The 13,821-nt window shown below is 73.6% G+C and carries 11 protein-coding genes; 1 reads left to right on the plus strand and 10 read right to left on the minus strand.

Translation table 11 applies throughout. The features are described from left to right. Positions 1 to 19 precede the first annotated feature (19 nt). The 10 genes from AAT21_RS16785 to AAT21_RS16830 all read right to left on the minus strand — a co-directional run bounded on the left by AAT21_RS16785 (position 20) and on the right by AAT21_RS16830 (position 11,952). A complete protein-coding gene (locus tag AAT21_RS16785) occupies positions 20 to 997 on the minus strand; it encodes an NAD(P)H-quinone oxidoreductase (RefSeq protein ID WP_046777686.1) in 978 nt (325 codons plus the stop codon). 26 nt (positions 998 to 1,023) lie between these two features. Beyond that, on the minus strand, positions 1,024 to 2,124 hold the full coding sequence (locus AAT21_RS16790; RefSeq protein WP_046778400.1) for a potassium channel family protein: 1,101 nt from the start codon (positions 2,122 to 2,124) through the stop codon (positions 1,024 to 1,026). Then, positions 2,112 to 3,407, minus strand: coding sequence for a molybdopterin molybdotransferase MoeA (locus AAT21_RS16795; RefSeq protein WP_046777687.1), 1,296 nt, complete (start codon positions 3,405 to 3,407; stop codon positions 2,112 to 2,114). Before AAT21_RS16795 ends, AAT21_RS16790 begins: the two co-directional genes overlap by 13 nt. Then, positions 3,404 to 4,279, minus strand: coding sequence for an NTP transferase domain-containing protein (locus tag AAT21_RS16800; RefSeq protein WP_046778401.1), 876 nt, complete (start codon positions 4,277 to 4,279; stop codon positions 3,404 to 3,406). Before AAT21_RS16800 ends, AAT21_RS16795 begins: the two co-directional genes overlap by 4 nt. Before the next feature lie 274 nt (positions 4,280 to 4,553). Continuing rightward, positions 4,554 to 5,093, minus strand: coding sequence for a bacterial proteasome activator family protein (locus AAT21_RS16805; RefSeq protein WP_046777688.1), 540 nt, complete (start codon positions 5,091 to 5,093; stop codon positions 4,554 to 4,556). Positions 5,094 to 5,182: 89 nt separating this feature from the next. Beyond that, on the minus strand, positions 5,183 to 7,942 hold the full coding sequence (locus tag AAT21_RS16810; protein ID WP_235439015.1) for an ABC transporter permease: 2,760 nt from the start codon (positions 7,940 to 7,942) through the stop codon (positions 5,183 to 5,185). A 101-nt stretch (positions 7,943 to 8,043) separates the two neighbouring features. Next, entirely contained in the window at positions 8,044 to 8,790 is a 747-nt protein-coding gene (locus AAT21_RS16815) for an ABC transporter ATP-binding protein (protein ID WP_046777690.1), read from the minus strand. A 24-nt stretch (positions 8,791 to 8,814) separates the two neighbouring features. After that, the gene (locus AAT21_RS16820; RefSeq protein ID WP_046777691.1) at positions 8,815 to 9,468 is read right to left on the minus strand and encodes a PadR family transcriptional regulator; all 654 of its coding nucleotides are present in this window, start codon (positions 9,466 to 9,468) and stop codon (positions 8,815 to 8,817) included. 72 nt (positions 9,469 to 9,540) lie between these two features. Continuing rightward, entirely contained in the window at positions 9,541 to 10,101 is a 561-nt protein-coding gene (locus tag AAT21_RS34515; protein ID WP_052757839.1) for a hypothetical protein, read from the minus strand. A 180-nt stretch (positions 10,102 to 10,281) separates the two neighbouring features. Next, positions 10,282 to 11,952: a protein kinase domain-containing protein gene (locus AAT21_RS16830; RefSeq protein WP_046777692.1), complete on the minus strand. Its 1,671-nt coding sequence runs from the start codon at positions 11,950 to 11,952 to the stop codon at positions 10,282 to 10,284. 230 nt (positions 11,953 to 12,182) lie between these two features. Between AAT21_RS16830 and AAT21_RS16835 the strand changes: the two genes are divergently transcribed. After that, complete coding sequence (locus AAT21_RS16835; protein WP_046777693.1) at positions 12,183 to 13,784, plus strand: protein kinase domain-containing protein; 1,602 nt, start codon at positions 12,183 to 12,185, stop codon at positions 13,782 to 13,784. Positions 13,785 to 13,821: the final 37 nt, after the last annotated feature.

Here is a 13,821-nt window from a genome sequence, read left to right on the forward strand (position 1 = left end):
CCCGCCCGTCCGCCCGCGCTCACACCGTGAGCAGCAGTTTGCCCACGTGGGTGCCGGCTTCCATGACCCGGTGGGCCTCGGCGGCCTGCGCCATAGGGAACGCCGCGTGCACCACCGGCCGGACCCGGCCCGCGGCCACCAGCGGCCACACGTGCTCCCGTACGGCGGCGACGATCGCGGCCTTCTCCTCCAGCGGCCGGGCCCGCAGTGAGGTGGCGGTGATCGCCGCCCGCTTCGCCAGCAGCGCACCGAGGTTCAGCTCGGCCTTCACCCCGCCCTGGAGGCCGATCACCGCGAGCCGGCCGTTCACGGCCAGGGCGTCCACGTTCCGGGCGAGGTACTTGGCGCCCATGATGTCCAGGATCACGTCGGCCCCGGCCCCGCCCGTCGCCGCCCGCAACTCGGCCACGAAGTCCTGCTCGCGGTAGTCGATGAGGATGTCCGCGCCCAGCTCCTTGCAGCGGGCCAGCTTCTCCGGGCCGCCTGCCGTCACGGCGACCGTCGCGCCGACCGCCTTGCCGAGCTGGATCGCCATCGTCCCGATGCCGCTGGACCCGCCGTGCACCAGCAGGGTCTCGCCGGGGCGCAGCCCGGCCACCATGAACACGTTGGACCACACCGTCGTGACGACCTCGGGCAGTGCGGCCGCCGTCACCAGGTCCACCCCTGCCGGGACGGGCAGCAGCTGCCCGGCCGGCACGGCCACCCGCTCCGCGTAGCCGCCGCCGGCGAGCAGGGCGCACACCTCGTCGCCCACCGACCAGCCGGCCACCCCCGCCCCGAGGGCGGCGATCCGCCCCGAGCACTCCAGGCCCGGATACCGCGAGGCGCCGGGCGGCGGATCGTAGAAGCCCTGCCGCTGGAGCACGTCGGCGCGGTTCACGGCGCTCGCCGCGACCTCGACGAGGACCTCGCCCTCGCCGGGCACCGGATCGGGAACGTCGGCCCGGACCAGGGCCTCGGGGCCGCCGGGCTGCTCGATGGTGATCGCATGCATGGCCCGGAGGCTACGCCACGGCGCGGCTACTCGGCAGGACCCAGCGTCGTCCTCGGGGCGGTCGGCGGTACCGCCCGCACGATGGAGATAAGACGGTCCGTCAGCTGCAGGGGGCTCGCGTGCGGGTCGTCGTACGGGAGCAGCCGGTGCCCTCGCAGCACGTTGACCACCAGGTCGTCGGCCTCGCGCACCGACTTGCCCACCTCGGCCTTGCGGACGGGCCGTTCGATGAGGTCCAGGCCGCTGCCCTGCTGGATCAGGTCTTCCATGACCGTGCCCGCGCTCGGGCTGAGCACCGACAGGCCCAGCAGGCGGCCGGCCGCGCTCGCGCTCGTGATGACCGCGTCCGCGCCGGACTGGCGCAGCAGGGGGGCGTTCTCCTCCTCGCGCACCGCGGCGACGATCTTCGCCCCGCGGTTGAGCTGCCGGGCCGTCAGGGTGACCAGTACCGCCGTGTCGTCGCGCTGCGTGGCGATGACGACCTGACGGGCCTTCTGGAGCTCGGCACGGAGCAGGACGTCGGAGCGGGTGGCGTCGCCGACCACGCCGGTGAAGCCCTCGGCGTTGGCCATGTCGATGACCTTGGCGCTGGGGTCGACGACCACGACCTGTTCCTTGGAGAGGCCGGTGGCCAGCAGCGTCTGAAGGGCCGAGCGGCCCTTCGTGCCGAAGCCGACGACGACCGTGTGCTCGCGCAAGTTCTTCCTCCAGCGCTTCAGCCGCCACTCTTCCCTCGTCCGTTCTGTCAGGACTTCGAGGGTGGTACCGACGAGGATGATCAGGAACAGCACGCGCAGCGGCGTGATCACCAGGATGTTGATCAGCCGTGCGCTGTCGCTGTACGGGACGATGTCGCCGTAGCCGGTCGTCGACAGGCTCACCGTGGCGTAGTAGAAGCAGTCGAGGAGATCGACCGTCTCGTTGGCGTTGTCGTGGTAGCCGTCGCGGTCCAGCCACACGATGAAGACCGTGAGGAAGAGCACGAACAACGCCATCAGGAGACGCTTGGCGACCTGTCGCAGCGGGTGCTCGACGATCCGCTTGGGCAGCTTGATGCGCCGGGAGACGAGCTTCTCGTCCGCCCCGCGTGCCATGGCGTCCTGTCCGGGCAGTTTCACGTGAAACATCCTCCCGAGGCCCACGGCAGATCGAGGACCTCGAGTTCCTGTCCGGACCGGGCGCCCTTGGGCGGTACGACGGCCAGCGCGTCCGCCGCCGCCACCCCGCGCAGCATCGCGGGGCCGTGGTAGCGCAGCGGCACGGCGTGTTCGTCGTCGAGGCGGACCGGGACCAGCCGGGTGTCGAACGGGTGGCCCGGGACGTCGCCCTGCACGGGCGCGGTGTAGCGCGGGCGCGGGCGTCGTCCGGCAAGGGCGCGCAGCAGCGGCTCGGCGAGGGTCAGCAGCCCCGAGACGGCCGCGAGGGGGTTGCCGGGGAGCCCGACCACGTGCCGTCCGTCCGCCGCGTCACCGATCCGTGCCAGCAGCATCGGGTGTCCGGGCCGGACCGCCACCCCGTCGACGAGGAGCCGGGCGCCGGCCTTCTCCAGTACGGGGTGGACGTGGTCGACGGGTCCGGAGGCGGTGCCGCCGGTGGTGACCAGGACATCGGCGGTGGAGGTGGTGACGGCCTCCAGCAGGGCGGCCGCGCCGGCCGGGTCGTCACCCAGCGTCCGGGTGGCGGTGACCTCGGCGCCCAGGCGCGTGAGCCAGGGCGCCAGCATGGGGCTGAGGGCGTCGCGGATCAGTCCGTCGTGCGGGCGGCCCTCGGTGAGCAGCTCGTCGCCGAGCACCAGGATCTCCACGCGCGGGCGGGGCCGGGTGGTCAGCTCGTCGTAGCCGGCGGCCGCGGCGAGCCCGAGCACGGCGGGGGTGACCAGGGAACCGGCGGGCAGCAGCAGGTCGCCCGCGCGGCACTCCTGGCCGCGCGGGCGGATGTCCTGGCCGGTGGCGACGGGCCGGTCGGCGAAGAGCTGCCCGCCCGCCTCCCGGCAGTGCTCGCTGCGGATGACGGCGGTGGTGTCGGCGGGGATCCGGGCGCCGGTGGCGATCCGTACGGCCTCGCCGTCGGCGATCGGCTCCGGGCGGCCGGAGCCGGCCAGGACGCCGCCCTCGCGGACGTGCCACGGCCCGGGGCCGGCCACGGCCCAGCCGTCCATGGCGGAGGTGTCAAAGGACGGCAGGTCGGTCAGCGCCTCCAGGGAGGCCGTCAGGACCTCGCCGAGCGCGTCCGAGAGGGGCACGTCATGGGTACGGGCCCGCACGCCGGCGCCCGCCCGGGCGGCGATGTCGCGGGCGCGCGGCCAGGCGACGGCCCGGTGGCCGCCGGTGTCGCCGCCGCTCCCGGGGGTACGGCTGACCAGGGCAAGGGCCTCTTCGAGGGCTTGCTCGGCGGAGTTCGTGGGGGTCATCCCGAGCCGTTCTCTTCGGCGGCCGCATCGGCCTCGGCCTCGGCGGCCCAGCGCAGCGCCAGGCCGGCGGCCTTGCGGGAGGCCTCCGCCACGGCCTGGGCCGGGTCGGCGCCGGTGGCGGCGGCGTGGGCGGCCGCGTAGCCGACCAGGAAGGTGGTCAGCGGTGCGGCGGGCCGGGCCACGCCGTGGGCGGCGTCCCGGGCGAGGTCGAGCAGGGTCTTGGTGTCGACGGCGAGGTCGATGCCGAGCTCGTTCTTGACGGCGGTGATCCATTGGTCCAGCACGGTTCCATGCTCTCTGATACGGGCGCGGGCGGCGGCCAGATCGTCCCAGGTGTCGCAGTCGAAGGAGGCGAGCGGCCCGGTCGCGACGGTGGTCAGCTCCAGTTCGGTGGTGAGTGCGCGCAGCGGCAGCCCGGTGAGGCTGCCGTGTTCGGTGGCGAGCAGCGCGATCTCCCTGCGCAGGGGTTCGGCCCGGTAGGCGGCGACCAGCGGCTGGTCCCGGCCGTCGGGGTCCCGCAGCATCGCACCGTCGGTGCGGTGCGCGTCGGGCGCGGCCAGCAGGGTCCGTACGGTGTCCCGGTCCAGGAACGGCAGGTCCGCGGAGAGTACGAGGACCAGCCCCGCGGTGGTCGCGCGCAGTCCGGCGTCCAGAGCGGCCACGGGGCCGCCGCCGGGCGGGTCCTCGCGCGTCCATCGGACGGGGCGCGCGGTGGCCCGTCGGCCGCCGACCACGACGGTGCGCAGGGCGTCCGGGCAGGCGTCGAGGACGCGGTCGAGGAGGGCCCGCCCGCCGACGCTCAGCGCGGGCTTGTCCACGCCGCCGAGGCGGCGCGCGGCGCCGCCGGCCAGCACGATCGCGTCGTAGCTCATGCCCATGAGTATGCGCGGACCATGTCCCCGGCGGGGAGCCGCACTTACCCGTTGCTTATCCGCCGGGCCCGGCGGCACCGCTGGAGCTTCGCCCCGCACCCCGCGCCTCAATCGCCGGCGGGGCTGGTTCGGTGCGGCGGGGCCGGACTTGATGCGGCGGGGCCGGGGTGGGGGCCGGCCGGAAAGGTGGTGGGTGCCGGCCGGAAAGATGTGCGGGTCCGGCCGCGCTCTCGGTGCGCGGGCCGGACCCGGTTGTTCTGCGGGCCGCCGGAGGCTAGAGGTAGGGGCCGGAGCGGACCGGGCCGTGGCTGCCGTCCTCGTCGTCGTCGTGCGGACCGCCGGGCGGGAGGGCGCGGCGCATCTGCTCCAACTGGGCCCGCGCGGCCATCTGCTGCGCGAACAGAGCGGTCTGGATGCCGTGGAAGAGGCCCTCCAGCCAGCCGACCAACTGTGCCTGTGCGATGCGCAGTTCGGCCTCGGAGGGGATGGCCTCCTCGGTGAACGGGAGGGACAGGCGCTCCAGTTCCTCCACGAGCTCCGGGGCCAGGCCGTCCTCCAGCTCCTTCACGGAAGCAGCGTGGATGTCCTTGAGCCTGACGCGGCTCGCCTCGTCGAGGGGCGCGGCGCGTACCTCTTCCAGGAGTTGCTTGATCATGCTGCCGATCCGCATGACCTTGGCGGGCTGTTCGACCATTTCCGTCACCGGGACCTCGCGCGACTCGTCATCGGCGTCGCCGACCGCCGTCCCGTCCTGTCCCACGATCAGGACGTGCGGGGGACTGTCCTGCGACCGTTCACTCCTCGGCATCTCCATGCCGTCATTCTCTCGCACACCTTCGTTCTCACTCGGTGTGCCCCCGTACAGCCGTGATCCACCCTGTACGGGGGCACCATCCCCGGTCCCTAGCCCGCGGCCCGGCGGGCCAGGGCGCCGCTGGAGCGGGTGACGAGCGCCGCCAGCAGGGCCGCGCCCAGCGGGACCACGACGAGCAGCTGGGCGAGGGTCTCCCACGGCACGGCTATCGGAACGAACGGCACGGACTCGCCCGCCAGGGCATGGCCGTCGGCGACGGCCCGCTGGGCGAGCGCCTCCAGTTCCCGTCGCTGCGTCAGACGCAGACCGATCGCGGGCAGGATGCCGGCCGCCGAGCCCAGGACGACGCCCATCAGGGCCACCACCCCGCACTGGAAGCCGCTCAGCGTCCGCCGCACCCGCGGCGGGGCGCCCACCGCTGCCAGCGTCTTCAGATCGGCCTCGGCGTCGGCCTGGGACAGCCCGGTGGCGATGCCGGCCGCGCCGATGGTGACCAGACCGGCGAAGACGGTCAGGGCGAGCAGGACCAGGCTGTCGTCGCCCTGGTAGCCCGCCTCGATCCGCAGGGAGGCCTCCACGCCCATCCGGTCGATGTCCCCGGCGATGCGCTGCCGCTGCTCGGAGGTGGCCGTCCCGTCGAGGGCGAAGTAGGAGCCGATCGGTGCCGTGGTCAGCCCGGTGGCCTGGACGGCCGCGGGCGGCAGCACCAGTTCGAGGCCCCAGCTCTCGGTGCCCTCCGGTGCCAGGTGGACGGGGAGGATCTTGTCCACGCCGACCGGTTCCTTGGCCGGACCGGTGAAGATCTCCTCCCTGTCCGAGCCGGCGACGATCCGCAGGGTGACCTTGCCGTCCTTGACCTGCCGCCGGTCGAAGGCGAGGGCCCGGCCCTGCTTCAGGGCGGACACGGAGCCCGGGTCGGTGACCGCGAGGATGCTCAGCAGCTTCTCGTCGGCGACGACCGTGGAGTACTGCGTGCCCCGCATGCCGCCCTTGCAGCGCCAGTCCTGGCGCAGCCGGCGGGCGTCCTCCGCGCTGAAGTCGTCGGGGCCGTCGGGGCTCTCGTAGAGTGGGCACCGCTGGTCCTTGGGCGTGATGATCTCGACGCGGCCGCAGGTGGGGTCCTCGGAGAACGTCTCGCAGCCCGGCCTGCCGACGACCAGCCGGTCCACGTCAGCGCGCTGGGCCACCGGGAGCTGCTTGGTGAGGGCCTCGCGCAGGGCGGGGACCTCCTGGTGGGCGCCGTTCTCCGAGGTCAGCAGCTGACCGGTGCCGTGCGGCAGATCGGCGACGTACTCGTGCCGGGCCTGGATGTCACTGCTGTGCTGGTACGTGGCCACCGCCACGGTGCCGGCGACGGCGGCCAGGACCGCGGCGACGGCGGGCGCCGTACGGCCCCGGTTGCGCACGGCGTCGCGCAGCGCGAGCCGCGGGGACAGCGGCAGCCAGCGCCCGAGCCGCCCGAAGGCGCCGACCAGGACCGGGGTGAGGGCGACGATGCCGAGCTCGGCCAGTGCGCTGCCGCCCGCGACGACGGCGGCGCCCATGTCCGACACGCTGCCGTACAGGGCGACCCCGGCGCCGACGGCGACGGCGACCAGGCCGGCGACCGGCAGCACCCGGTTGGAGCGGCGCACACCGCGGCGGCCGGTCAGCGAGGCCAGGACCGTCTGCCGGGAGGCGGTCACCGCGGGGACGATCGCGGACAGCAGTCCGGTCACCACGGCGAGCAGGGCGATGCCGGCCAGTTCCAGCGGACGGAAGTCGAGGCCGCCGAAGCGGTTGCCGAGTTGCTCTTCCAGGACCGGCTGGAGGACGACGGTCAGGGTGATGCCGATCGTGGTGCCGCAGACGGCGGCCGCGGCGCCGATGACCAGGCCGCCGGAGAGCACGATGGAACGGATGTGGCGGCGGTCGCCGCCGTTGGCGCCGACCAGGCCGAGCTGGCGACGTGAGCGGCGGGCGCCGACCGCGAAGGCCGGTCCGGCGAGCAGGCAGATCTCCAGCATGGCGAGGCCCACGATCGTGGCCAGGATGGCCATTTCGGTGGCGCCGCCGGCGCTGCGCTCGAACTGTGCCTTGGGTTCCTGCCGGTAGAGGGGGACGTCGGCGTCGGCGGGCGGATGGTTGGCGACGGCACGGGAGACGACGACCAGGGACTTGGCGTTGGCCGCCTGGACCATGTTCCACGTGAAACCGTCACCGCCCACCGTGACCAGGTAGGAGTCCTCCGGGAGCACTCCGACGCCCCGGGAGGCCCGGAGCGCCTTGTCGAGCGGGGCGATCAGGCTGCCGGGCGGGGCGGCGATCTGGTCCCTCTTGAGGTCGTTCGGCAGCTCGTACGCGCCGACGATCTTGTAGGCGGAGGCGGCGCCGCGCGGGGTGACGGACGAGCCGACGTACAGGCCGGAGTTCTCCAGGAAGGCGTTGGTCGCGACGATCTCGCCCGCCCGCTCGGGCAGTCGGCCCCGGTCGAGTGTGAACAGGCCCTTCGCCAGCGGGTCGTGCAGGTCGATCTCGCGCAGATCAGTGTCGAGCAGGCCGTGCTTGGTGCGGACCTTGCCGTAGCCGCCGGTGTCCTTCAGGATCCGGGTCCCGGGCGGGAGCGCGGCGGCCACCTGGTCCAGGGACTCCTCCGGCGGTTTCGACGGGGTGTTTGCGTCGTCGAAGCCGCCGACGGGCACGTAGTGCGATCCGTCGGGCACCTGGTAGACCGGCCTGCCCGCGTGCGAGGTGCTGATCCGGGCGTCGGAGGCGCCGACCTGGCGGCTGACGGCCTGGTCGGGGGAGAGTTCGGCGCTGCGCAGGGTGAGGTCGGCGGCGCTCACGCCGACGATCGGCAGGGCGATCATCGCGAGGACCAGGGAGCTGCGGCCCTTGGCGCGCCAGGCGTCCCGGCGCGCGATGCGCACGGCGGCGACCCAGGAGTGGTACCAGCCCTGGAGTGAGGAGGTCACTGGATGCCCGCCTGCCCGGAGAGGAGGGAGTCGGCGTGGCTGCGCAGGGTCTCGTCGACCACGCTGCCGTCGCGGAGGAACACCACGCGGTCTGCCCACGCGGCGAACCGCGGCTCGTGGGTGACGAGGACCCCGGCCGCGCCCGCGTCGCAGCGGGAGCGCAGCAGACCGAGGACGGATTCGCCGGTCTCGGAGTCGAGGGCGCCCGTCGGCTCGTCGGCGAGGACGAGGCGCCGGTCGCCGACCAGGGCGCGGGCGATGGCGACGCGCTGCTGCTGACCGCCGGACATCTCGTCGGGGAAGCGGTCGGCGAGGACGCCCAGGTTCATCTCCGCCAGCGCCGCGAGGGCCGCGACGCGGGCCTTGCGGGCCGAGGTGCCGTCCAGTTCGAGCGGCAGGGCCACGTTCTCGGCGGCGGTGAGGGCCGGGATGAGGTTGTAGTCCTGGAAGACGTAGCCGATGCTGCGGCGGCGCAGCGAGGCGAGCTGCTTGCGGCTCGCGGTGGTGATGTCGGTGCCCTCGACCAGCACCCGGCCGCTGCTGGGGGTGTCGAGGCCGCCGGCGAGGGTCAGCAGCGTGGACTTGCCGGAGCCGGAAGGGCCCATGACGGCGACGAGTTCGCCGGGGTGGACGGCGAGGTCGATGCCGCGCAGGGCGTGCACTTCGGTGGCACCGCTGCCGTGGGTGCGGACGAGCCGCTCCAACTGCAGGACGGGTTGCCGGGTCTGGTGCCGGTCGGACATGAGGGTTCCCCCCTGGAACGTGGTTCAGGCGCGCCGCGTACGGGCGGTGCGGGGCCGGTCGGTGGTGGTCGGGGCCGGGGCGTCGTCGGCGGCGGCCTGGGGCGGTTCGGGCGCGGCGGCTCTCCGGTCGGCCGTCAGGGAGAGCCGGACGAGCCGGGCTTCGCAGTGGTCGAGCCAGCGCGCCTCGGCCTCGGTCTGGAAGATCAGCTGTTCCAGGACGAGCAGCCAGGCGACGTCGTCGCGTTCGCGGGCCTGCCCGCTCTCCAGCGCGGCGAGCGCGGTGGCCTTGAGCCGGGTGTAGTCCTGCATCGCGCGGATCGTGGCGTGCCGCTGGGACTGGATGACGGCGCGGATGTCCACGCCCGTGGATCCCACGGCCATGGCGAGTTTGATGGCCAGCTCGTCCCGGGGCGGATTCGCCCGGTCGACGGGGCGCTCGTACCACTCGCGCAGTTCGGCGCGCCCGGTGTCGGTGATGGCGTAGAGCGTGTGTCCCGCGGCGTCCTCGCCGTCGGGTGCGACGAGGCCGTCGCGTTCGAGCCGGGCGAGGGTCGTGTAGACCTGCCCGACGTTGAGGGGCCAGGTGGAGCCGGTCCGGGATTCGAACTCGGTGCGCAGCTGGGAGCCGTACCGAGGACCCCGTTCCAGGAGGGCGAGCAGCCCATGACGGATCGACATACTCGGTATGTATACCGAGTATGTTCACGCTCGGCAACCATCGCCGGGCCGGTTCCGGGAAGCGGGACGGGCCTACGCGCTCCGCCGCAGCCGTACGCCCAGATAGCCCAGACCCAGCCCCATCAGGGCGAATCCGGTGCCCAGCGGCAGTATGTGCGCGGCCAGGTCCGCGGCGCGGTCGTTCGGCTCGGTACCGAGCGCGCTGACGGCGTCACGCACTGTCGGGTCGGCGGCCGGGGGCTGCGACACCGTCGGCGGGGGCGCGGAGGGCGGCGCCGGCGGCGGCACGGGTTCGGTGCGCGGGCGCACCGGCAGTGGCCGGGAGGCGATGAGCAGCTCGGGGTCGGCGGGCTCACCGGCCGGCCGGCCGGGCCGCTCGCGGCCCACCCCGGCGGCGCTCCCCGCCAGCTCCTCGCGGGGACCGCCGTCCTCGTCGGCCTCCTCGGCGGTGGTGCGCGCCGCGGCCGACGGGGCCGACGGGACGTACCCCGGCCGGGCGGCGTGCGCCGCGCCCCCGCCGGTCCGGTGGGCGGGGGTGAGCGGTCCGGCGTACGCGGAGGCGGCGGGCGTGAGGGCGGCCGCGGTCAGCGCGGCGCAGGCCAGCCAGCGCGACGGGCGGAAGCCTTGGATCACGGGGAGCCCCTCCCGTCCCGAGCGGCCGGCGTGCTCGCCGGAGCCGGCGAGATGCGCTCAGATTTACATAGTGGGGCAAAACCGGCATCCCGGACGCCCTGTCGGGTGCCCGGGATGCCGGTGTGTTGTGAAGGCCGGTGTGTCGTGCCGGCCGCGCCGTAAATCCTTCGGCCGCTCCGGCTACTCCGGATTGCCGGTGGACACGGTGAGCGTGTACTCCGTGCCCTCCTTGTTGATCTTCTCGCCGGCGGCCGGGGACTGGACCAGCACCGTGTCCTTGCCGTACACGGCCTCGTCCTTGGGGATGATCGTGTACTTGCCGCCCGAGGCCTGGATGCAGGCCTTCACCGACAGCAGGTTCTTGTACTTGAGGTCCGGCGCCGAGTACTTGCCGGCCTCGCTGTAGTGCTTCACCGGCTCCGAGCACTTCTTCGGGTCGATCGTGCGCGAGACGTCGGGCCCCTTGAACCCGGCCTTCGCGGACGCGGACGCCGAGGTGCCCGGATCAGCCGTGGTGCCGGTGCCGCCCTTCTCCTTGTCGTCCCCGTTCATCGAGATCGCCGCGATCAGGCCGCCCACGGCCAGCAGCGCCACCACGACCGCGCCCACGACCACCGGCGTGTTCCGCCTGCCGCCGCCGGAGCCGGACGGGCTCGCCGTGCCCGACGGGGAGATGACGTACGGGGGCGGGGTCTGCGGGGCGTACTGCTGCGGCGGCGGGGGCGTGTGCGGGTAGGCGTAGCCGCCGCCCTGCGCCGCGTGCGGCTGCGGGGCCGGCGCGGGCGCGTACGGGGTCGGCGTGGGGGTGTGCGGCGCCTGGTAGGGCTGCTGCACCGACGGCGGCGGGGCCTGGAGACCGGAGTCCACCGGCGGGAACACGGCCGAGGACACCCCCGCCCCGCTGCTCAGGGGCCCCTGGCCCTGCACGATGACCGGCGCGCCCGTCTGCCCGGAGCCCAGCACGCGCGCGACCTCGTCGCCCATCGCCGCGGCCGTGGGGAAACGCTCGTTCGGGTTCTTCTTCAGCGCGCGCGCCACCAGCGCGTCCATCGCCGGGGTCACCGACCGGTTGATGGAGGACGGCGCGACCGGCTCCTCCTGGACATGCGCGTAGGCGATGGCCAGCGGCGAGTCCGCGTCGAACGGGAGCCGCCCCGTCAGCAGCTGGAACAGCATGATGCCGACCGAGTACAGGTCGGACCGGGCGTCGACGCCGCGGCCCAGGGCCTGTTCGGGCGAGAGGTACTGCGGGGTGCCGACGACCATGCCGGTCTGCGTCATCGAGGTGACCCCCGACTGCATGGCGCGGGCGATGCCGAAGTCCATCACCTTCACCACGCCGCGCTTGTTCACCATCACGTTGCCGGGCTTGATGTCGCGGTGGACGAGCCCCATCTCGTGGCTGGTCTCCAAGGCGGCCAGCACGTCGGCCGTCACCTTCAGCGCCTTGTCCGCCGGCATGGCGCCGTACTGCCGGATGTCCGCGTCGAGCACCGAGCCGAGCGGCTTGCCCTCCACGTACTCCATGACGATGTACGGCATCACGGCGCCGTCGTCCGGGCGGCCGCCGCCGAACGTCACTTCGCCCTCGCCGGTGTCGAAGACCGAGACGATGTTCGTGTGCGACAGTTTCGCTACAGCCTGGGCCTCGCGGCGGAAGCGCTCGCGGAAGGACTGCTCCCGGCCGAGGTCGCTGTGCAGGGTCTTGATGGCGACCTGCCGGTCGAGCGCCGAGTCGTACGCCAGGTACACGGAGGCCATGCCGCCCGCCCCCAGCAAGTCCCTTAGCTGGTAACGGCCACCGGCCAGAGAGCCGCCCGCGTACTGGCCCTGAGTGCCGTCCTGGCTCATGACTGTTGCTTCCCCTCGGGACGTGTCCCCGTGCCTCCGGCCGGGCACGGCTGGCGCCCAGTCTGCCCCAGGGCAAGCACACGTCAAGCCAGGTGCCCGTTCCGTGACCACACGTGCACAGGGTGGCCTTGTCCGAACGGCGACCGGTTCGGAGGCTGTAGCGTTCACCGGAGAACCACAGAAGAGGACTACCGCGCAGCGGCGGCCGAGAGAGACGACGGCGAGGACTGATGGCACCCGAACCCGAGGGAAACGGCGCCGGGATGACCGACGGTCCTGAGCACTGGGGCGACGGCGGCCTGGTAGGCGACGGCCGTTACCGGATGACGCACCGGCTGGGCCGCGGCGGTATGGCGGAGGTCTTCGCAGCCGAGGACGTGCGCCTGGGCCGCACCGTCGCCGTGAAGCTGCTGCGCGCCGACCTGGCCGAGGACCCGGTGTCCAAGGCCCGCTTCACGCGCGAGGCGCAGTCCGTCGCCGGACTCAACCACCACGCCGTCGTCGCCGTGTACGACTCGGGCGAGGACCGCGTCGGTCCGAACACCGTCCCGTACATCGTCATGGAGCTGGTCGAGGGCCGCACCATCCGCGATCTGCTGATCAGCGCCGAGGCCCCGGGGCCGGAGCAGGCGCTCATCATCGTCTCGGGCGTGCTCGAGGCCCTCGCCTACTCGCACCAGCACGGCATCGTCCACCGCGACATCAAGCCCGCGAACGTGATCATCACCGATGCCGGCGCCGTGAAGGTGATGGACTTCGGCATCGCCCGCGCCCTGCACGGCGGGCAGGCGACGATGACCCAGACCGGCATGGTCATGGGCACCCCGCAGTACCTGTCGCCCGAACAGGCCCTCGGCAAGGCCGTGGACCACCGCAGCGACCTGTACGCGACCGGCTGCCTGCTCTACGAACTCCTCGCGCTGCGCCCCCCGTTCACCGGCGAGACCCCGCTCTCCGTGGTCTACCAGCACGTCCAGGACGCGCCGGTGCCGCCCTCGCAGCTGCCGGAGGGCCACCACATCCCGCAGGAGCTCGACGGCCTCGTCATGCGCTCCCTCGCCAAGGACCCGGACGACCGGTTCCAGAGCGCCGAGGAGATGCGCGGGCTGGTCCAGTACGCGCTCCAGATGCTGCACGACCAGGGGGCGAACACCGGTACCTGGAACACCGGCCCGGTCACCATGTCGCTGCCGCACGGGCGCGGCGGCGTCGCCGCCACCACGGCCATGCCGCCCGTGGGCGGGGGCGGCGGCGGGCAGCGGTACGTCTCGAACGCCTCGACCTCGCAGTTCCAGCAGCCGATGGTGCCGCCGCTGAACCCGGACGACGGCACGGCCTTCCCCGGCGCACCCGGAGGCCAGGGCGGGCACAGCGGCGGGTACGAGGTCTACGACGACCGGGGCGGCAGCGGCGGCCGCTGGAAGATGTGGCTGTTCGCGGTGCTCGCGATCGTCGCGATCGCGGGCGGCGTGGCCTACGCCGTCAACGGCGTGGGCGGCGGTGGTGGAAAGGGCGGCGAGAAGCAGGATCCGGGGACGAGCCAGACCACGCCCAGCGTCAAGCCGAGCGCGTCGGACTCGCCGAACAACCCCACGCAATCGCGCCAGCCCACGGACAACACGCCGACGAACAACGACAACGTGCCGGCGCCGACCCGCAGCCGGACGCAGACCGTCAGCCAGTCGCCGTCGGCGACCGCGACGCAGTCGCCGACCGCGACGGCGACCAGGACGGCCACGGCGACGGCGACCGCCACGCCGACCAAGAGCGCTCCCGTCACCACGCAGCCGACCAAGACCCCGCCGCCGCCGGGACCCGAGAGCGCTGAGTGAGTACGGGGACGGGCCCGGCGGAATCGGATTCCGCCGG

Origin of the sequence: Streptomyces yangpuensis (assembly GCF_001005295.1) — a bacterium.
GTDB classification, from domain to species: domain Bacteria; phylum Actinomycetota; class Actinomycetes; order Streptomycetales; family Streptomycetaceae; genus Streptomyces; species Streptomyces yangpuensis.